16 protein-coding genes and 2 rRNA genes are annotated in these 20,022 nt (G+C 59.2%); 14 read left to right on the top strand and 4 right to left on the bottom strand.

Features of this window, described 5'->3' with window-relative positions:
- The first annotated feature begins 200 nt into the window (after nucleotides 1–200).
- The 3 genes from ACFOW7_RS12780 (at nucleotide 201) to ACFOW7_RS12770 (ending at nucleotide 5,575) form a co-directional block, all read left to right on the top strand.
- Nucleotides 201–3,085 (top strand): 23S ribosomal RNA (locus tag ACFOW7_RS12780).
- Nucleotides 3,086–3,221: 136 nt separating this feature from the next.
- Nucleotides 3,222–3,334: ribosomal RNA gene (gene rrf, locus ACFOW7_RS12775) — 5S ribosomal RNA — on the top strand.
- Nucleotides 3,335–3,499: 165 nt separating this feature from the next.
- A complete protein-coding gene (locus tag ACFOW7_RS12770) occupies nucleotides 3,500–5,575 on the top strand; it encodes a type IV pilus assembly protein FimV (RefSeq protein WP_378164824.1) in 2,076 nt (691 codons plus the stop codon).
- Here ACFOW7_RS12770 and ACFOW7_RS12765 read toward each other — a convergent pair.
- Entirely contained in the window at nucleotides 5,568–7,040 is a 1,473-nt protein-coding gene (locus ACFOW7_RS12765) for an NAD(P)H-hydrate dehydratase (protein WP_378164822.1), read from the bottom strand. The genes ACFOW7_RS12770 and ACFOW7_RS12765 overlap by 8 nt on opposite strands.
- A gap of 19 nt (nucleotides 7,041–7,059) precedes the next feature.
- On the opposite strand from ACFOW7_RS12765, the gene ACFOW7_RS12760 reads away from it, so the two are divergent.
- The 3 genes from ACFOW7_RS12760 (at nucleotide 7,060) to ACFOW7_RS12750 (ending at nucleotide 8,790) form a co-directional block, all read left to right on the top strand.
- Nucleotides 7,060–7,962, top strand: a complete 903-nt coding sequence (locus ACFOW7_RS12760; RefSeq protein ID WP_378164820.1) for a DUF1853 family protein — start codon at nucleotides 7,060–7,062, stop codon at nucleotides 7,960–7,962.
- A 98-nt stretch (nucleotides 7,963–8,060) separates the two neighbouring features.
- Entirely contained in the window at nucleotides 8,061–8,519 is a 459-nt protein-coding gene (locus ACFOW7_RS12755) for a flavodoxin family protein (RefSeq protein ID WP_378164818.1), read from the top strand.
- On the top strand, nucleotides 8,506–8,790 hold the full coding sequence (locus ACFOW7_RS12750) for a GIY-YIG nuclease family protein (RefSeq protein WP_378164816.1): 285 nt from the start codon (nucleotides 8,506–8,508) through the stop codon (nucleotides 8,788–8,790). Before ACFOW7_RS12755 ends, ACFOW7_RS12750 begins: the two co-directional genes overlap by 14 nt.
- Nucleotides 8,791–8,849: 59 nt before the next feature.
- On the opposite strand, the gene ACFOW7_RS12745 is transcribed toward ACFOW7_RS12750, so the two are convergent.
- From ACFOW7_RS12745 to ACFOW7_RS12735, 3 genes are read right to left on the bottom strand one after another with little or no spacing between them, the layout of a single operon-like run.
- Nucleotides 8,850–9,629 carry a flagellar brake protein gene (locus ACFOW7_RS12745; protein WP_378164814.1) on the bottom strand — a complete coding sequence of 260 codons (780 nt, stop codon included), beginning with the start codon at nucleotides 9,627–9,629 and terminating at the stop codon, nucleotides 8,850–8,852.
- A gap of 53 nt (nucleotides 9,630–9,682) precedes the next feature.
- Entirely contained in the window at nucleotides 9,683–10,276 is a 594-nt protein-coding gene (locus ACFOW7_RS12740; protein ID WP_378164812.1) for a nucleotidyltransferase domain-containing protein, read from the bottom strand.
- Between the two features lie 2 nt (nucleotides 10,277–10,278).
- Nucleotides 10,279–12,588, bottom strand: a complete 2,310-nt coding sequence (locus tag ACFOW7_RS12735) for a penicillin-binding protein 1A (protein ID WP_378164810.1) — start codon at nucleotides 12,586–12,588, stop codon at nucleotides 10,279–10,281.
- Between the two features lie 168 nt (nucleotides 12,589–12,756).
- Between ACFOW7_RS12735 and ACFOW7_RS12730 the strand changes: the two genes are divergently transcribed.
- The 8 genes from ACFOW7_RS12730 to ACFOW7_RS12695 are packed head-to-tail and all read left to right on the top strand — an operon-like array spanning nucleotide 12,757 to nucleotide 19,963.
- A complete protein-coding gene (locus ACFOW7_RS12730; RefSeq protein WP_378164808.1) occupies nucleotides 12,757–13,827 on the top strand; it encodes a pilus assembly protein PilM in 1,071 nt (356 codons plus the stop codon).
- Nucleotides 13,824–14,417, top strand: coding sequence for a PilN domain-containing protein (locus tag ACFOW7_RS12725; RefSeq protein WP_378164792.1), 594 nt, complete (start codon nucleotides 13,824–13,826; stop codon nucleotides 14,415–14,417). The genes ACFOW7_RS12730 and ACFOW7_RS12725 overlap by 4 nt, the downstream gene beginning before the upstream one ends.
- 33 nt (nucleotides 14,418–14,450) lie before the next feature.
- Entirely contained in the window at nucleotides 14,451–15,086 is a 636-nt protein-coding gene (gene pilO, locus ACFOW7_RS12720) for a type IV pilus inner membrane component PilO (protein ID WP_378164790.1), read from the top strand.
- A gap of 27 nt (nucleotides 15,087–15,113) precedes the next feature.
- Nucleotides 15,114–15,638, top strand: a complete 525-nt coding sequence (locus ACFOW7_RS12715; RefSeq protein WP_378164788.1) for a pilus assembly protein PilP — start codon at nucleotides 15,114–15,116, stop codon at nucleotides 15,636–15,638.
- Nucleotides 15,635–17,719, top strand: coding sequence for a type IV pilus secretin PilQ (pilQ, locus tag ACFOW7_RS12710; RefSeq protein ID WP_378164786.1), 2,085 nt, complete (start codon nucleotides 15,635–15,637; stop codon nucleotides 17,717–17,719). Before ACFOW7_RS12715 ends, pilQ begins: the two co-directional genes overlap by 4 nt.
- 18 nt (nucleotides 17,720–17,737) lie before the next feature.
- Nucleotides 17,738–18,277 carry a shikimate kinase AroK gene (gene aroK / locus ACFOW7_RS12705; RefSeq protein ID WP_378164784.1) on the top strand — a complete coding sequence of 180 codons (540 nt, stop codon included), beginning with the start codon at nucleotides 17,738–17,740 and terminating at the stop codon, nucleotides 18,275–18,277.
- Nucleotides 18,264–19,331: a 3-dehydroquinate synthase gene (gene aroB / locus ACFOW7_RS12700; protein ID WP_378164782.1), complete on the top strand. Its 1,068-nt coding sequence runs from the start codon at nucleotides 18,264–18,266 to the stop codon at nucleotides 19,329–19,331. Before aroK ends, aroB begins: the two co-directional genes overlap by 14 nt.
- Nucleotides 19,331–19,963: a sugar transferase gene (locus ACFOW7_RS12695; RefSeq protein ID WP_378164779.1), complete on the top strand. Its 633-nt coding sequence runs from the start codon at nucleotides 19,331–19,333 to the stop codon at nucleotides 19,961–19,963. The genes aroB and ACFOW7_RS12695 overlap by 1 nt, the downstream gene beginning before the upstream one ends.
- Nucleotides 19,964–20,022: the final 59 nt, after the last annotated feature.

Genomic DNA, 20,022 nt, shown 5'->3' with positions numbered 1-20,022 from the left:
GTTCGTCGATTGTTGTTTGGCTTCTGAAGCTGAACAGATAAGTTCTGTACTTGATCTTTAACAAAGAGAAGAAGTAACCAATGCGAGTCGAGAGACTCAATTGGGATGATTGTATCGCTGATTCAATGAAGTCGAGTTGAATCAGATAATCGCAAACACCGAACGCCGCAGACGCTGGAAACAGACGTCTTCGGTTATAGGGTCAAGCGACTAAGTGCATCTGGTGGATGCCTTGGCGATCATAGGCGATGAAGGACGTGTATGCCTGCGAAAAGCTTCGGGGAGCTGGCAAAAGAGCTGTGATCCGGAGATGTCCGAATGGGGAAACCCACCCGCGAGGGTATCCCTGCCTGAATACATAGGGCAGTGGAGGCGAACGCAGCGAACTGAAACATCTAAGTAGCTGCAGGAAAAGAAATCAACCGAGATTCCGTTAGTAGTGGCGAGCGAACGCGGAGTAGCCTGTACGTGATAGTCGAACGTTTAGTAGAACGGAATGGAAAGTCCGGCCATAGTGGGTGATAGCCCCGTATACGAAAAGCGATCGGTGGTACTAAGCGTACGAGAAGTAGGGCGGGACACGAGAAATCCTGTCTGAAGATGGGGGGACCATCCTCCAAGGCTAAATACTCATGATCGACCGATAGTGAACCAGTACCGTGAGGGAAAGGCGAAAAGAACCCCGGGAGGGGAGTGAAATAGAACCTGAAACCGGATGCATACAAACAGTGGGAGCCTGGAAACGGGTGACTGCGTACCTTTTGTATAATGGGTCAGCGACTTACGTTCAGTAGCGAGCTTAACCGAATAGGGGAGGCGTAGGGAAACCGAGTCCGAATAGGGCGTTGAGTTGCTGGGCGTAGACCCGAAACCAGATGATCTATCCATGGCCAGGATGAAGGTGGGGTAACACCCACTGGAGGTCCGAACCCACTAGTGTTGCAAAACTAGGGGATGAGCTGTGGATAGGGGTGAAAGGCTAAACAAATCTGGAAATAGCTGGTTCTCCTCGAAAACTATTTAGGTAGTGCCTCATGTATCACTGACGGGGGTAAAGCACTGTTATGGCTAGGGGGTCATCGCGACTTACCAAACCATGGCAAACTCTGAATACCGTCAAGTGCGAGCATGGGAGACAGACATCGGGTGCTAACGTCCGGTGTCAAAAGGGAAACAACCCAGACCGCCAGCTAAGGTCCCAAATGATCAGTTAAGTGGAAAACGAAGTGGGAAGGCCTAGACAGCCAGGATGTTGGCTTAGAAGCAGCCATCATTTAAAGAAAGCGTAATAGCTCACTGGTCGAGTCGTCCTGCGCGGAAGATGTAACGGGGCTCAAACTGATAACCGAAGCTGCGGATCATCTCGAAAGAGATGGTGGTAGAGGAGCGTTCTGTAAGCCTGTGAAGGCGGCGGTGTGAACCCCGCTGGAGGTATCAGAAGTGCGAATGCTGACATGAGTAGCGATAAACAGGGTGAAAGTCCCTGTCGCCGAAAACCCAAGGTTTCCTGCGCAACGTTCATCGGCGCAGGGTGAGTCGGCCCCTAAGGCGAGGCAGAAATGCGTAGTCGATGGGAAACGGGTTAATATTCCCGTACCTTGTTGTAATGCGATGGGGGGACGGAGAAAGCTAGGCCAGCCGGGTGTTGGATGTCCCGGTTTAAGCGTGTAGACGTGTTTCGTAGGCAAATCCGCGAGACTTAGTTGAGGCGTGATGACGAGTGAGCTTGCTCACGAAGTGGTTGATGCTCTGCTTCCAGGAAAAGCCTCTAAGCTTCAGTTGCAACAAGACCGTACCGCAAACCGACACAGGTGGGTAGGATGAGAATTCTAAGGCGCTTGAGAGAACTCGGGAGAAGGAACTCGGCAAATTGACACCGTAACTTCGGGAGAAGGTGTGCCCCGGTAGGTTGTAGCGCCTGCGCGCGAAGGCCGATGGGGTTGCAGTGAAAAGGTGGCTGCGACTGTTTATTAAAAACACAGCACTGTGCCAACACGAAAGTGGACGTATACGGTGTGACGCCTGCCCGGTGCCGGAAGGTTAAGTGATGGGGTGCAAGCTCTTGATCGAAGCCCCGGTAAACGGCGGCCGTAACTATAACGGTCCTAAGGTAGCGAAATTCCTTGTCGGGTAAGTTCCGACCCGCACGAATGGCGTAACGATGGCCACACTGTCTCCTCCCGAGACTCAGCGAAGTTGAAGTGTTTGTGAAGATGCAATCTCCCCGCTGCTAGACGGAAAGACCCCGTGAACCTTTACTGTAGCTTTGCATTGGACTTTGAACAGACTTGTGTAGGATAGCTGGGAGGCTATGAAGCGAGGACGCTAGTTCTCGTGGAGCCGTCGTTGAAATACCAGCCTGGTGTGTTTGAGGTTCTAACCTAGGCCCGTGATCCGGGTCGGGGACCGTGCATGGTAGGCAGTTTGACTGGGGCGGTCTCCTCCCAAAGTGTAACGGAGGAGTTCGAAGGTATCCTAGGTACGGTCGGAAATCGTACTGATAGTGCAATGGCATAAGGATGCTTAACTGCGAGACCGACAAGTCGAGCAGGTGCGAAAGCAGGACATAGTGATCCGGTGGTTCTGTATGGAAGGGCCATCGCTCAACGGATAAAAGGTACTCCGGGGATAACAGGCTGATTCCGCCCAAGAGTTCACATCGACGGCGGAGTTTGGCACCTCGATGTCGGCTCATCACATCCTGGGGCTGTAGCCGGTCCCAAGGGTATGGCTGTTCGCCATTTAAAGTGGTACGTGAGCTGGGTTTAAAACGTCGTGAGACAGTTTGGTCCCTATCTGCAGTGGGCGTTGGAAGTTTGAAGGGGGCTGCTCCTAGTACGAGAGGACCGGAGTGGACGAACCTCTGGTGTACCGGTTATGACGCCAGTCGTATCGCCGGGTAGCTAAGTTCGGAAGAGATAAGCGCTGAAAGCATCTAAGCGCGAAACTTGCCTTAAGATGAGACTTCCCTGGGAACTCGATTCCCCTGAAGGGTCGTTCAAGACCAGGACGTTGATAGGTCGGGTGTGGAAGCGCAGTAATGCGTTAAGCTAACCGATACTAATTGCCCGTGCGGCTTGATCCTATAACCCAAGACGCTGTGTGCGTCGGGTGCGATCGATCGATCATCCCTACCTATTGGTTACTTCTTCTGTGCGCTGTGACTACACAGCGCATCCATACCGGGTGGCGCCTTGTGGCGACGCCCGTAATCGTTAATGCCTGGCGGCCTTAGCGCGTTGGTACCACGCCTTCCCATCTCGAACAGGACCGTGAAACGACGTTGCGCCGATGATAGTGCGGATCCCCGTGTGAAAGTAGGGCACCGCCAGGCTACCTCCTCAAAACCCCAGCTCCATGAGCTGGGGTTTTTGTTTTTGCACTTCGCTTTGCCAGCGGATTTCTATTCCCGAATAGCCGTCTACACTGACCCTCATAGGCATTTGCTTGAGGCTCAGGCTTGTCGATATCTCTTTTCACGGCCCGTGTGCGCCGCTTCATGCTGGCTGCCGTCCTCGCTCCGCCGACCCTGGCGTTATCGGTGCGGGAATTGGAATTGGATTCCTATCTGGGTCAACCCTTTCTCGCGCGCATTCCCGTCGCTTTGGGCCAAGGGGAACAGCTCGAAGAGCGCTGCCTGCGCCTGCTCAATCCCGAGGATTCTGGTCCCCTCGCTTCACTACGTCTTTCCTGGCGCCCTGCACCGGGTGGTGGTGTGATCTACGTGCGCAGCCTGGCGCCCGTTACCGAACCGATTTTCCGGCTGACCCTCTCCGTTGGTTGTGATCCCAATGGTGCCCTGCAACGCGAATTCGTCGCTTTTCTCGACCCCGAATCCTTCCAAACTGCGCCTCAGCCTCCTGAGGTGATTACCCGCCCACTCGCGCCATCGGCAGCGCCTGCACGGCGTGCCACCTATCCTCGACTTGGCGGGATGCTGGAAACCCGTGGCGGCGAGTCGCTGAACGATATTGCCCGCCACTATTTTCCGGTGATGCAGTCCAACCGCGACAAGTTGATTCTCCATCTGCAACGCCAGTACCCAGATTTGCCGCAGGACCGTACCAGCCGGCTTGCTGCCGGCCTCAAACTGAAGATGCCCACCCGCAACGAAGTGGGGGCACTCTGGCCAGGTCAGGAAGCGGATGCTGCGACTGACGGTACCTCGTCTCCGCTCACGATTGGATTGCCTTCGGCTTCTCGTGGCAGCGGTCCACACCCAGACCAGACGCTGTCCGCTACTGTGTCGCGTGACAGATTGGTCCTGTCTTCCCCGCTCAGTCCTTCCGCTCCTCCCTCCGGCAGCAATCTAAATCGGTTGGAACATGTCGCTGACAAGCTGCTCACCCTCAGTGACGATCAGCATGCCGAACTCGGTCAGTTGCAGCATCGGCTGCAACAGATGGAGAAGCAGTTGAAGCATATGAGTGCCTATCTGGAGGAGCAGCAACTTGCCCTCGACCGCGAAAAAGCCCGCGGCGATGCGCGGGAACGCCAGGTCAATCGTTTGCAGAATATTCTGAGTCTGTTGGCCGTGCTGGTCCTGGCCGCGCTGTTGCTCGTATTGCTACTGCGCTGGTGGGAAAGACGCCGACTGGTCTCCACTGTTCCTTTCTCTTCACCCCCCTCGAGCGACAGCAGTCCATTCCAGAGTTGGCTATCCGATCTCAACACTGCCCAGCCTCCCACGACCGTCCCTGAGCCGACGGCATCGTTTGCACGCAAGGCTGAGACTACCGGTGCGTTCGAACAGCTCGACGATGTCGAAGTGATCCAGCCGACTTCGGTGCTGGAACAGGCCATGTTGTTTGCCGAATGCGGCTTGCCTGAGAAGAGCATTGAATTGCTGCGGCAGGAAATTGCTCTGCATCCAGCCCATGTGGCGGCTTGGATGAGCCTGTTCCGTTTATTGCATGCAGAAGGGATGGTCGAGGAATTCCGTATCCAGGCGCTGGAATTCCGCAGCCAGTTTGCCAGTGAAGGGTTGTGGAACCAGGTCAGCGAGCTGGGAAAGGAGCTTGCACCGAACGATTCCCTGTATGCCGACTGGGCGGGACCCGATTCTTCGGTCGATCTAGGTATGGATATGTTGCAGGGAGCGACCACCACCGCCAGCCAGGCGGCCTCGCCGCTAGAAAGCGTGCCACCTCCATTGCCGCGTGAGCCGGTGCCTGAGACGGCGCCCCCCCCAGTGATTCTGGATGTCCCGCTCGAATTCCCTCAGTCGTCCGTTTCTCCGCTAGCTCCTCCACCGCCCCTGGTGAGTGATGAGCCTTTGGTCTTTGAACTGCCGGAGTTGCAACTGGAGAGTAATGGCAATGGCCCGTGGCCACCTGCCACCGAGTCCGATCATTTCCCGATTATCGACCCGGCGACCATTGCGCCGCCGCCAGAGATCACCGTGGATACCCGGGCGCGCGAGCAATCCAATACCCTGGCCCGGGTGGCAGAGTATCTGGGACGAGGTGAGCGACAACAGGCCATCGTCTTGCTCGAACAACTGCTGCTCTCCGGCAATTGGCTGGAAAAGCAGGAGTCCCTGCGTCTGCTGACCTTGCTGCGCCCGATCAGCTAGCCGGTGGTTCCAGTGCCAGACCAAGTTGCTCGACGCTTTCCGCGATGATTGCACTGGCACTGACCGCCAGCCGGCCGGGCTGGCGGGCAAGCAAGGTGTCGCAGCAGCGACCGTGGAGCCAGACGGCAATGGTGGCTGCCTCAAATGCCGCTAATCCTTGTGCCCATAAGCCTGCCAATAGGCCCGCGAGGGCATCGCCTTGGCCGGCATTGGCCAGGGCCGGTCCGCCGCTATGGTTGATGGCACAAGTCTCGCGACTTGCGATCAGGCTGCCTGCGCCCTTGAGCACCACGATCGCAGCGAAGGTTTCTGCCAACTTTTGTACAGCCTCGAAGCGTTGTGCCTGCACTTCGGCCGTAGCGCAGTCCAGCAGCCTGGCAGCTTCGGTCGGATGGGGAGTGAGAAGGGTTGGCGCCTGCCGTTGGCGCAACGCGGTACGCAGCGCTGGCTGTTTAGCCAGCAGATTCAATGCATCGGCATCAAGCAACAGCGATTGCGGCGCCTCGATCCGCTCGGCCAATACCCTCCGGGCGGTTGCATCCTGGCCAAGGCCAGGACCGACCACCGCGATATCGCCGGCAGGGAGGAGGCCAGGGCCATGCAGCATCAGCTCGGGTTGGAGCGGATCGACCGACGGGGGATTCCTGGCCAGCAGCCCCAGACTGACCCTGCCACAGCCGACAGCCACGGCGGCACGCCCGGCCAACAGGGCTGCGCCCACCATACCGTCGTTGCCGCCCAGAATCTGAACTGAGCCGTAGCTGCCTTTGTGACTGTCCTGCCGTCGCAATAATCGGCGACAGGTTTCCGGCGCCTGCGCTAAGACGGGAAGCGGATGCAGCCCACGCTGGTCGGGTTCCACCCCAAGTGTCGCGCAATGCAGCTCGCCTACCCGGTCTAGCGCGGCGCCAGTAAATAAACCGCGCGAAGGCGCCAGCATGGCCAGGGTCCAGTTCGCCCGGATCGCCGCGCCCGGTACGGCGCCGCTATCAGCCAGCACACCGCTTGGCACGTCAAGCGCCAGTACTGGCCGGTTCAGCTGGTCGATCCGCTCGACCAGCCTGACGTACTCGCCGGTAAGCGGCCGGTCCAGGCCGATACCGAACAAACCGTCGACGACTGCGCCATAGTCGCCAGTCTGGTCGAAATCCGCCGCAGCCTGACCTCCTGCTGCCAGCCAGCCCAGCCAGGCCCGTTCGGCATCGCCGCTGTAGGGTCTTTGAGCTAGCGCTGGCGTGACCACTTCGACCAGATAACCGGCCTGGAACAGATAACGTGCCGTCACCAAGGCATCGCCGCCATTGTTGCCGGGCCCGGCCAGGATCAGAATCTTTCTGTCGCGGCCCAGGCGTCGACCCAGGAAGTCGGCGGCTGCCCGGCCCGCGCGTTCCATCAAAGGCAGACCGCCAGCGAGTGCTTCCCGCTCGATACGGCGCAGATCGGTAACGCTATAGGCGAAAGACATCGAGAACTCCCGCAAAAAGATGCAGCGATTGTATGCCGAACCCGCGTCACTCCCCGACTGGCTGACGCTCGAAGACGAGACCTTGCGCGACTTGGCCTGGTTATTGACCGGGCCAACGCTGCCGGTCAGCCGGGACGAATACCGTCGCTATCTCCCTTCTCCGCAACTGGGGCAGGAATGGTGGCAAGGCATCCGTCTGAGCCCGATGCCCTACACCCCACCTGGCTGGCCGGCTTCCAACCGGCTTGGCCATTACGCCGAAGCGCTGTTCGGCGATGGCTTGCGGCGGCTGCCGGCTCATCGGCTGCTGCTCTGCCAGCACCCGATACGCGAACAGGGACGCAGTATCGGCGAATTCGACTTTGTGCTGGAACGCCCCGATGGCGGCTGTTGGCATATCGAACTGACCGTGAAGTTTTATCTTGGGGTGGAGACGAGCGTTGGCCACATCGCCTGGGTCGGCCCTGGTTTACGCGATAACTGGGCCCGTAAAGAAGCCCGGTTGTTCGGCCATCAACTACCACTGGCCGACACGGCTGCCGGACAGGCGGCCCTGGCTGCACTGGGTGTCACAACACAGGCGCTTGCCTGGTTGCGCGGCCGGCTGTTTCTGCGTGCTCCCCCACTCAACGATCCGCTCTACGGCTGGTGGCGCCGCTTTGATGAGGAATGGCCGCAGCATGGCACAGATAGCGGCTGGCGCATCCTGGCACGGCGCGACTGGATGGCCCCGCGTCAGGGCGGTGAACTGCTTAGTGAAACCGAAGTGCGCCAAGCGCTGGGTCAGCAGCTAATTGGCGGTGCCAGACCCCTGCTGCTTGGGGAATACGATAGAGCCAGTGGCAGTGAGCGCAGTCGAGGTTTCGTTGTACCGACCGACTGGCCCCGCTTGGCGGCACTCTATGCAGAGAATATTTCCTGATCGGCGAAATCTTTCATTTATTAATAAATTCCGTATGACATCTTGAGAATGGATTGCCGATAATTTTCCTTTTTAACAAGGCAAAGCAGGAGGAGGCCATGGCCAGGCTCTTGATCATCTTCAGCAGTCAGACTGGCCACACTGCCCGGCTGGCGGGCGCAGCCGTGGCGGGAGCCCTGTCGCTCGACCCGCCACCCGAGCTGCGGCTCATCCGTGCGCTCGAGGCCGGGCTGGATGATCTGCTATGGGCCGACGGCGTGCTGTTCGGCACCCCGGAAAACTTTGGCTATATGTCGGGCGCGCTGAAAAACTTCTTCGATCGTACTTACTATCCAGCCCAGGGCCGGGTGGCCGGTCGACCTTATGGACTGTTCGTCAGCGCGGGAAATGATGGTAGCGGTGCCGTCATGGCCATCGAGCGGATCGTTCGTGGCTATCCCTTACAGAAAGTGGCTGAGCCGGTCATCGTACGCGGCGAACCCGATGCCGACGGTTTGGCCCGCTGCGCCGAACTCGGGCTGACCCTGGCAGCAGGACTGTGTTATGGCGTGTTCTGAACCCAACTGGGGCGTGTATCTGCTCTGCTGTGCCGATGGCACGCTCTACACCGGCATGACCAACCGTCTACAGCAAAGGCTGGCCCGCCATCGCGCCGGTCAGGCCAGTCGCTATACCCGGGCCAGATTGCCGGTGACGCTGGTGTATTGGGAAGACTGTAGTGACCGCTCGTCAGCACTGCGGCGCGAAGCGGCCATCAAGAAGCTCGATCGGCGGGCCAAGCTGAGGCTGATCGAGGTCATGGTGCAAAGAGAGCTGAAAATTAAATAAACAGGTAAATCCATCGCAAGACATCATGTGGAATAAAAACAGAAAATAAAATAATTGGTCTATTCTATTCCGTGCTCACGTGCCAGCCGCTCACGCTCGACATGAGTGATATAGCGTTGAATCTGCGCTTCGGTGGTCGTTGGCAGATGGAGGAAGCGGGCGCCGGTGCGCACAGTCTTGATGCCGTTTCTGAGGGTCAGGTCAAAGCTGGTGCGGATTTCGATATCGGCCACCACCGTGCCGCTGTCGGGCAGTTCGATATGGATGCCGTGGTAGTGGGTGCCGGGCGCCAGCGACAATCCTGGCACGCAGCCCAGAATGCCGATGCCGCCGATGCTGATATCGACCAGCGAGACTTCGACCGTGTCGCCGTGGCCGCTTGGCAGATAGCACGATAGCGGCTGACCGAGCGGGACCGTCAGGCGGTAGGTTTCGCGCCGTTGCAGGCGCAGGATCTGGCTCGGCAGATCGACGGCCAGGGCAGGTCGGCCATCCCAGTCGATCTGGCGTGGATGGGCGCAGGAGAACTGCAACTTGATCTGTTGGGGGGCGGCCGTACATTGGAGCTGCGATGCCTGGAATACCGCATGGCGCAGCTCGCCGCTTGGCATGTCTAGTACCAGCTGATCCTCGTCGACCACTAAGGGGAGCGTCAGCGCGAAATGGTCGGTATGGTCCAGATAGAGACTGACCAGATCGCGCCGCTGGCACAGTTGCTGTAGCAGCTGGACGATTTCCGCTCTTGTCGTCACCAGCAATTGCTCGGCGCCGGCTAGCTCTGCGGTTTCGATGCGCAGCGGTAGCGCATCGGTCATCAACGGAGGCTGGGTGCTTTTCATGGCTGGATTTTAGTCCGCACCATCGGCCAGTGCCGCGCCCCGCGACGGATGGCCTACTCTACCGTTGGCGTGGCATCGAGCAGAGCCTGGACCTGGGCCAGCCGGGCCCGTTCGGGCATCTGCTGCCCCTGAGCCCGGGCCGATTGCCGTTCTTCCTTGATCGGCCGCACCGATAGTCTGACCACGGTTTCGTCGGCCACAAACGTCAGGGTCGGATAGTCATCATCGCCCCGCCGCAGGTCGCTGCGAAAGGCGATGCCCTGGTTCAGGCAGAAAATCTCGATCGACTTGGGGTTATCGGTATACACCACCAGGTTGATATCGGAATGCGGCCCGGCCAGGCCGCTCAATACCGAACCGGTCAGGTAGGGGCGAAACTCCTGGAAACGTTTCATGACAACCAGTGCTTTTTGGCGTAATGCATTTAGCGCATTGTCATGTTCCGGCTGATAAATACCTCGGTATTCCCGCAACGCCGCCTCCACCTCCTGGTTGGTGGGCAGATTTTTCCCCTGGGGCAGCCCGAGCTGGTGGGCGGCTTTGCGCTTGGCCAGCGCAAAGTCGTCGATATGGTCCTGGGCCATCAGGCGCGCGGCGAGATGGGCGATATGCTCGCGCGTGCCTTTGGCGTTGCGGTCCCTGTGCATGGTTAGAAGAGCTGGTCCTTGGCTTCGTCGTCGATATTGGTGGCGCCGTTGGAGCTATTGTCCAGACCGAGTTCGGGATTGGTCTGCGGGAACTCGGCATAGAAATACTCGTTGACGGTGCCGCGTTCGGTCTCGATGGCCTGCACGATCACCCCGTTGGGTGTCGGATAGGGCACTTCGGGCACGCCCTTGAGCGCCTTACTCATATAGTCGATCCAGATCGGCAATGAAGCCTGACCGCCGGTTTCCGAACCCCCGAGCGAGCGTGGCTGGTCAAAGCCGAGCCAGGCGACAGCGACCAGATTGGGTTGATAGCCGGCAAACCAGGCATCGTGCGATTCGCTGGTGGTGCCGGTCTTGCCGGCCAGGTCGTTGCGGCCGAGTACGGCGGCACGAGCGGCGGTACCGAAGCGGGTCACGTCGCGCATCATGCTGGTCATGATAAAGGCGTTGCGCGGGTCGAGCGTCCGTTGGGCAGTTTGACCTGCCACTTCAGGCTGGGTGCGGGCTACCACGTTGCCCTGGTTGTCTTCGATGCGGTCTATAAAATAGGAGCGCACGCGATAGCCCTGATTGGCGAATACCGCGTAGCCCTCGGCCAGTTGCAGCGGTGTGACGCTGCCTGCGCCCAAGGCCATGGTCAGATAGGCAGGATGCTGCTTGGCATCGAAGCCGAACTTGGCGATATGGGTCTGGGCATACTGCGGAGTGATCGCTTGCAGGACGCGGATCGATACCAGGTTCTTCGACTTGGTCAGCGCATTGCGCATCGACATCATGCCCGAGAAGCTGCCGTCGAAGTTCTTGGGTTCCCAACGCTGGCCGCCGACCTGGGCCGGATCGACCACCAGGGGGGCGTCGTTGATCAGCGTAGCCGGTGTGAAGCCGCGCTCCAGGCCGGCCGAATAGATAAACGGCTTGAAGCTGGAGCCCGGCTGACGCCAGGCCTGGGTGACGTGATTGAAGTGGTTGCGGTTGAAGTCAAAACCGCCCACCAGCGAGCGGATGGCCCCGTTGCTCGGGTCGAGCGAGACAAAGGCGACTTCTACCTGCGGTAGCTGCACGATCTGCCAGCCACCTTTTTCCATGACTTGTACCCGAACCACCGCGCCTGGACGGATGCGGGCATTGGGCGGCAGTTTTTCGCTCAGGGCACGGGCGGCGAACTTGAGTCCGGCCCCTTCGATATCGACCGCCTTGCCACCCTTGATAAACACCCGCACCCGCTTGGGCGAGGCAACCAGGACCACGGCAGGCGTGAGGCCGGCTGCATCGCGCAGCTCGGCCATGCGGTCTTCCAGCCATTCTTCTGGGTTGCCGCTGCCGGGGTTCAGATCGACATAGGCTTCGGGGCCGCGATAGCCGTGGCGGCGGTCGTAGTCGAGCACGCCATCGCGGGCGGCCTGGTAGGCGGCTTCCTGATGGCTGGATACCAGGGTGGTATAGACCTTGAAGCCCTGGGTGTAGGCGGCTTCCTTGTATTTGTCGAGCATCGCCTGCCGTACCATTTCGGCAACATAGTCGGCATGGCCGGACGAGGTCTCGACGCTGCGCTTGACCTGCAATTGCTCGGTCAGGGCGCTCTGGTACTGCGTTTCAGTGATAAAGCCGAGCTCGTGCATCCGCTTCAATACATAGTGCTGGCGTTGGGTGGCGCGCTTGAGGTTGACGACCGGGTTGTAGAGCGAGGGCGCTTTTGGTAATCCGGCCAGCATTGCCATCTCGGCAATGCTAAGTTGATTGAGAGGTTTGCCGAAGTAGGTCTGAGCGGCAGAAGCGAAGCCATAGGCGCGTTGCCCGAGGTAGATCTGGTTGAGGTACAGCTCCAGAATCTGGTCCTTGGACAAGTTGTGCTCGATCTTGAACGCCAGCAGCGCTTCGTTGAATTTGCGACTGTAGGTTTTTTCGCTGCTCAGAAAGAAGTTACGTGCCACCTGCATGGTGATAGTGCTGGCGCCTGACTGGGGATGGCCTGGCACCAGGTTGAACAGCGAGGCGCGGATCACCCCGATGTAGTCGATGCCGCCGTGTTCATAGAAGCGTTCATCTTCGGCGGCCAGAATGGCCTGTTTCATCGGCTGCGGCACCTGGGCGATGGGCGCGAAGGCGCGGCGTTCTTCGCCGAACTCACCGATCTGGACGCCGTCAGCGGTATAGACGCGCAGCGGAATCTTGGGTCGATAGTCGGTCAGGATGTCGAGCGAAGGCAGGCGCGGGTAGGTGACTGCGACGGCAATCGCGAAGGCGCCAGCGGCCGCTACCACAAGGGCGACCAGGATGCCGATGGCCGTCAAGAACCAGCGTTTAATCATAGGTATGGGAGCTTTCGAGGGGGGAACTAGAAAGTTTGCATTGTAGGGTCAGCCAGATTTTAGTATAAATGCATAAATCGGCTTTACACTCACATGGCAGGCTGTTAGCATCTAGTGCAACTTCGTAGAAAAGTCTCCTACAAACCTAATTTTTAAAGGAAATTCAAGTTGAGCCTCGATTTCCTGAAACCGAAGGCGCCACCCCTGATCGGGGTCGATATCAGCACTTCGGCGGTCAAGATGGTCGAGCTGTCCGAGGCAGGCAAGGGATTGACGGTAGAAAGATACGTCATCGAGCCGTTGCCGAAGGACGCTGTGACCGATGGCAACATCGCGAATCTAGATGTGGTGGGAGAGGCCGTCAAGCGGGCATGGCGCCTGATGGGGACGCGGGTCAAGAACGCCGCCCTGGCGCTGCCCGCTGCTGCCGTGATCACCAAAAAGATCACCGTCCCTGCCGGTCAGTCCGACCATGAGCTGGAGATGCAGGTCGAGACCGAGGCGAACCAGTACATCCCCTTTGCGCTCGACGAGGTCAACCTGGACTTCCAGGTGCTCGGCCAGTCGCCGGCCACCCCCGACGAAGTCGAGGTGTTGATCGCTGCATCGCGCAAGGAAAAGGTGGAAGACCGGGTCGCCGCGGTCGAAGCGGCGGGGCTCAAGGCCCTGGTCATGGATGTCGAATCCTTCGCCACCCAAGCTGCCTTCGAACTGATCGAACGTCAGTTGCCCAGCCATGGGGCAGGGCAGACGGTGGCGGTGGTGGATATCGGCGCGGCGATGATGCATATCAACGTGTTGCGTGACGGTCAGCAAGTGTATTCGCGCGAACAGGCGTTCGGCGGCAACCAGTTGACCCAAGATATCCAACGAAAGTTCAGTCTGTCCGCAGAAGAGGCCGAAGCTGCCAAGCGCAACGGCGGTCTGCCGGACAACTACGAACCTGAAGTGCTGCAGCCGTTCATGGATTCACTGGCGCTGGAAATTTCCCGTGCCTTGCAGTTCTTCTTTACCTCGACCCAGTACAACTCGGTCGACCATATCCTGCTGGCGGGTGGTTGCAGCGTGATCCAGGGGCTGGACGAAGTCGTTGCCAGCCGTACCCAGGTCAGCACGATGATCGCCAATCCTTTTCTCAATATGACGCAGTCGAGTCGGATTAAGACGCGTCAACTGCTGCTCGACGCGCCGTCGCTGCTGATTGCCTGCGGACTGGCGCTGCGGAGGTTCGATCCATGATCCGCATCAACCTGTTACCCCACCGCGAGCAGAAGCGCAAGGCGCGTGCACGCCGTTTCGGCGCGTTGGCGGCCTTGTCTCTCGGCATCGGCGCGGCCGTGGTCGGTGCGGGCTTTACCTTCCTGAGTGCGCAGATCGCCACCCAGGAAGAGCGTAACGCCTTCCTGGAAGAAGAGAACGCCAGGCTCGACAAGCAGATCGCGGAGATCGAGACGCTGAAGAAGGAAAGACAGGCCATGCTCGACCGCAAGAAAGTGGTCGAACAGCTCCAGTCCACCCGGTCCGAGGCGGTGCAGATTCTCGATCAGTTGGTGCGGCAGACACCTGAAGGCATCTACCTGCGTGATCTGAAGCAGACCAACGATCAGATCGAAATGATCGGTTATGCACAATCGAGTGCCCGGGTCTCCACCTTGATGCGCAGCCTCAACGACTCGCCCATCTTCGAGCAACCCGTTCTGATCGAGATTCAGGCAGCAACCGTGGGCGGTCAGCGCCTCAACGAGTTCCGCCTGACGGTCAAGGTGACGCGTGAAGATCCCGAGCAGGACAAGGGCAAGAAGAAAGACGGCCAGCCCAAGCCGAATTGATGACGAAATGCGAGGCAGTCAATGAGTATGACGATGGATGAACTGCGTCGGCTGGACCCCAAGGACATTGGTAATTGGCCGGCCGTCGTTCAGTTGGTGGTCTTGTTCGTGATCATCGTGCTGGTCATCGTGCTCGGCTATTTCCTCTTGCTCGATGCCAAGCGCGAAGAGCTCGAGCAGGGCCGGGTCAAGGAAGGGCAACTCAAAGAGGCCTTCCTGGACAAGAAACAGAAAGCGGTCAATCTGGAGGCCTATAAGCAGCAGCTTTATGAAATCCAGCAATCCTTCGGTGCGCTGCTGAAACAACTGCCGACCAAGGCCGAGATGGAAACCCTGATCACCGAGATCAACCAATCCGGTGTGGGCCGTGGTCTGCAGTTCGAGCTGTTCCGGCCTGATGTCAACGAACGCAAGACGCCAGAGTTCGCCGAGCGGCCAGTTACTTTGCGCATTATCGGCACCTACCACGACCTGGCGGCATTCGCCAGCGATGTTGCCCAGCTGTCTCGCATCGTCACCCTGACCGATATGCAACTGTCGATGCCGCCGAATGCCGACCCCAAGGCGACCTCCAGTCCCTTGACCATGATGGCGGTGGCTAAGACGTACCGTGCCTTGGACCCCGAAGAATCGGTCCAGGCCAGAAAATCGCAGAAGAAGCCGCAGTAAGGCTCGTAACGATTCGGATATGAAGCGATGAATAGATATCTGACGATAGGTTTGCTCGCGAGCCTTCTTTCCGGTTGTGCCGGAGAAGAGTTCGGCGACCTGAAGGCGTGGATGAACGAGAGCACCCAGAATATGCGGGGCAAGATCGAGCCATTGCCTGAGGTCAAGCCTTACGAGCCGCTGGTCTACAACGCCTACGATCTGGTCGATCCGTTTAACCGGATCAAGATGAAGGTAGCCAGAGCCGGCGACAAGGGAGGGCTGCAACCCGACCGGAATCGGCCCAAGGAAACCCTTGAAGCCTACGACCTCGAGAAATTGCGGATGGTCGGGACGATCCAGCGTGGCAAGGAACTCAATGCGCTGGTTCGTACTCCCGATGCCAATCTGTACCGGATCAAAGTCGGCAGTTATATGGGCCAGAACTTCGGCATGGTGACTAAAATCACCGAAAGCGAAATCACCCTCAAAGAAATCGTCGAAGACAGCGGTGGCGATTGGGCGGAAAGGACAAGCGTACTGTCGCTTGACGAAACGGAGCAACAAAAATGATGATGATGAAGCAACGCATGCTCAACTGGCTGAAGCTTGCCTGCTTGGTAATGGCGGCCGGTGCGGCTTTGGCGCAGGACCCCAATGCGATCAAGTCCATCGAGGTCAGAAATGACTCTGCCGACCGGCAGGAAATCACCATCGTTATGAAGAACCCTGCGCAGGTGCCGGCAAGCTTTGTCGTCAACGCCCCGCCGCGCATTGCCTTCGATTTCGTCAATACTGCCAATGATTCGGGCAAGACCAGCGTGCCGGTCAGCGGTGGCAACCTCAAGGGCGTCAATATCGCCGAGTCCAACGGTCGGACCCGGGTGGTATTCAGCCTGATCAAATCGGTGGTCTACGAGACCCGGATCAGCGGCAATAAGCTGATGGTGACGCTGAACCAGGCGCCCACCGGCCAGCCGGTCAGCAGTGCCACCGCCGTGTTCTCCGCTACCAATACCCAGCGCGAATCGATCAAAGACATCGATTTCCGCCGTGGCAAGGGTGGTGAAGGCCGCGTGATGGTCGATCTGTCCAACCCCAACGTCGGTATCGATGTGCGGCAACAGGGCAAGAACCTGGTGGTCGAGTTCAGCAAGACCTCGCTGCCGCGTCAATTCGAGCGCCGTATGGATGTGGTCGATTTCGCCACCCCGGTGCAGAGCATCGACACCTATACCCAGGGCGAAACCGTCAAGATGGTGATCGAGCCCAAGGGTACCTGGGAATACTCGGCCTATCAGACCGAAAACCGCTTTATCGTCGAGGTCAAGAATATCGACGAGCAGGCCAAGAAGCTGGCTGAGCTCGACAAGCCGACCTATAAGGGCGAGAAGCTGTCGTTCAACTTCCAGAACATCGAAGTCCGTACCGTATTGCAGGTGATTGCCGAATTCACCGGCAAGAACATCATCACCAGCGACACCGTGTCGGGCAATCTGACCCTGCGCCTCAAGGACGTGCCGTGGGACCAGGCCATGGACCTGATCCTGCAAAGCAAGGGCCTCGACAAGCGTGAGAACGGCAATGTGCTGTGGGTCGCTCCGCGTGACGAAATCGCCGCCCGCGAGAAGATGACGCTCGAAGCCAAGCGTGCCATCGCCGATATCGAGCCGCTGCGCAGCCAGACCTTCCAGCTGAATTATCAGAAGGCCGAAGATATCAAGGCCATGCTGCTGTCCAGCCGTGGCGACGATAAGAACCCGACCACCTTCCTGAGCAAGAACGGTACGGTGATCGCCGAGCCGCGCACCAATACGCTGATCGTGAGCGAGATCGCTTCGAAGCTCGAAGAGATCCGTAATCTGATCGCCCGTATCGATGCACCGGCCAAGCAGGTGATGATCGAAGGCCGTATCGTGATCGCCAAGGATGACTTCGGTCGTACCCTGGGCGCCCGTCTCGGCCTGCGCGGCGACCGCACCATCGACAACTCGACCCGGGTCGGTATCGCTTCCGGCGTCAACGACTCGTTCTCGGTGATTCACAATGGTGTCGATAGCGGCACCACGATCCAGAACGTGCAACTGCCGTCGAGCGGTCTGGGCTCCTTCGTGCCGGCCAGTATCGGTGTCACCCTGCTCAACCGTAGCGTCGGTGCCCTGCTGAGCCTGGAACTACAGGCACTCGAAGCCGAAGGCAATGGCCGCACCGTGTCGAGCCCGCGCCTGATTACCGGTGACCAGCAGAAGGCCGTGATCCGCCAAGGTAAGAAGTTCTACGTCAACCGGGTCACCACCGACGGTATCGTCAGCGAAGAGAAGGAAGCTGTGCTGATGCTCGAAGTCACGCCGCGTATCACGCCTGATCGCCGTGTGTTCCTCGAGATCAAGGTGACCAACGACTCGCTGCAACCTGGCAACGTGGTGGACACCCGTTCGATCGAAACCAAGGTGCTGGTGCCCAACGGCGATACGGCGGTGCTCGGTGGTATCTACGAAATGGAAGAAACCAACGACAAGACCCAGGTACCGCTGCTTGGCAACGTTCCGGTGGTCGGCAATCTGTTCAAGACCCGCACCAAGAAGGAAACCAAGCGTGAGATTCTGATCTTTATCACGCCGCGCATCCTCGACGATTCGTTGTCGCTGCGCTAAGTTTCCGGCTCCGCTACAATGCCCGGCATGAAAGTGCCGGGCAATTTGTTTCTAGTGGGGCTGATGGGGGCCGGAAAAACCACCATCGGTCGATCGTTGGCGCGGCTGACCGACAAGGAATTCCACGATTCCGATCATGAGATCGAAGCCCGGACGGGGGTTCGGGTGCCGGTCATTTTCGATATCGAAGGCGAAACCGGTTTTCGTCAGCGTGAATGCGAAGTGATCCGCGATCTGGCCAGCCGCCCCGATATCGTTCTGGCCACCGGTGGTGGAGCGGTATTGAACCCTGACAACCGCAAGGTATTGGCCGAGCATGGTCTGGTGCTGTATCTGCGTGCCTCGGTCGATGAGCTGTATCAGCGCACCCGCCAGGACCGCAACCGGCCACTGCTACAGATCGCCGATCCGCGTGCTCGTCTGGCCGAACTCTACGAGCAGCGCGATCCCCTCTACCGCGAGATCGCCGATCTGGTGATCGATACCAGCCGCCAGAGTGTCCAGCATCTGGCTCAACAGATATACCGTGATCTGATCCAACGCTATGCCTCTCGTTAACGTCGATCTGGCCCACGCGCCCTACGCCATCCATATCGGTCGTGGTCTGCTGCGGCAGACCGGACTGATCCGCTCGCTGCTGCCACAGCCCCGGGTCGCTGTGGTCACCAATACCACGGTCGCCGCGCTCTATCTGGCCGATTTCAAGGCTGCGCTTGAAGCCGAGGGGATTGCAGTGGTCGAGGTGATCCTGCCCGACGGCGAGCAATACAAGACCTGGGACAGCCTCAACCAGATCTTCGATGTGCTGCTGCGTGAGCGCTGCGAACGTAAGACCACCTTGATCGCCCTGGGCGGCGGGGTGGTCGGCGATATGACCGGCTTTGCCGCAGCGGTCTACCAGCGCGGCGTGCCGTTTATCCAGGTGCCGACCACGCTGCTCGCTCAGGTCGATTCCTCGGTCGGCGGCAAGACCGCCATCAACCATCCTCTAGGCAAGAACATGATCGGCGCCTTCTACCAGCCCAAGCTGGTGCTGGCCGATCTCGATGTCTTGTGCACGCTGCCGCAGCGTGAGTTCTCCGCCGGCATGGCCGAAGTCATCAAATACGGCCTGATCGACGATGCCCCATTCCTCGCCTGGCTCGAAACCCATATCGATGCCCTGATGGCGCAGCAGCCAGACGTACTGGCAGAGGCCATCGAACGCTGCTGCCTGGCCAAGGCCCGTATCGTGGCCGCTGACGAGCGGGAAGAAGGCCAGCGTGCCCTGCTCAACCTCGGCCATACCTTCGGCCACGCGATCGAGGCCGGCATGGGTTACGGGGTCTGGCTGCATGGCGAGGCGGTGGCCGCTGGCATGATGCTGGCCGCGCGGGCTTCGCAACTGCTGGGACATCTGGCCGTTGCCGATGTGGCGCGGCTCGAGCGTCTGCTGCAGGCCGCCAAGCTACCGGTCGAGCCGCCGGCACTGCCGTTTGAGCAGTGGCTGGAATGGATGGCCCAGGACAAGAAGGTGGTCGATGGCCATATTCGCTTTGTCCTGCTGCGCAGTCTCGGCCATGCCTATCTGGATCGGCTCGATCCCGATCAACTGCGTCGGCTGCTGGCCTGATGGCGCGCCGCGATTCGGCCCTGCTCGGACGTCTGGCCAAGCGTCTGTTCGATTTGATCGGTGCCACGCTGCTGTTGCTGTTGCTGGCCTTGCCCATGCTGCTGCTGATGTGGCGGTTGCGCGCCGAAGGTGGCTCGGCCATTTATGGCCATTTGCGGGTCGGGCGCGATGGCCGGCCGTTCCGCTGTTTCAAATTCCGCACCATGGTGCCTGACGCCGACCGCCGTCTGGCCGAGCTGCTGGCTTCCGATCCGCAGGCGCGCGCCGAATGGGAGCGTGAATTCAAGCTGAAGAACGATCCGCGTGTGACCCGGCTCGGTGATTTCCTGCGGCGCAGCAGCATCGACGAGCTGCCGCAACTGTTCAATGTCCTGCGCGGCGAGATGAGTCTGGTCGGGCCGCGACCGGTGATCGAGGCCGAACTGGTGCGCTACGGCGACAAGCTGGCCGACTATCTGGCCGTGCGGCCCGGAATGACCGGCCTGTGGCAGGTCAGTGGTCGTAATGACACCAGTTATGAGCATCGGGTGGCGCTCGATAGCGATTACGTGCGCAACTGGAGCTTCAGCCGTGATCTGGTCATCCTGTTCCGTACCGTCGGAGTCGTGCTGGGGCGTAAAGGCGCTTATTGAAGAGGATGGAGAGGTTTTTGCAGAGTTGGATTATTTCTATTTTTCTTCCGCAATTAGTC

Origin of the sequence: Chitinimonas lacunae, from assembly GCF_042650885.1 — a bacterium.
Lineage (GTDB): Bacteria > Pseudomonadota > Gammaproteobacteria > Burkholderiales > Chitinimonadaceae > Chitinimonas_A > Chitinimonas_A lacunae.
This window is presented reverse-complemented; position numbering and strand designations above follow the sequence as displayed.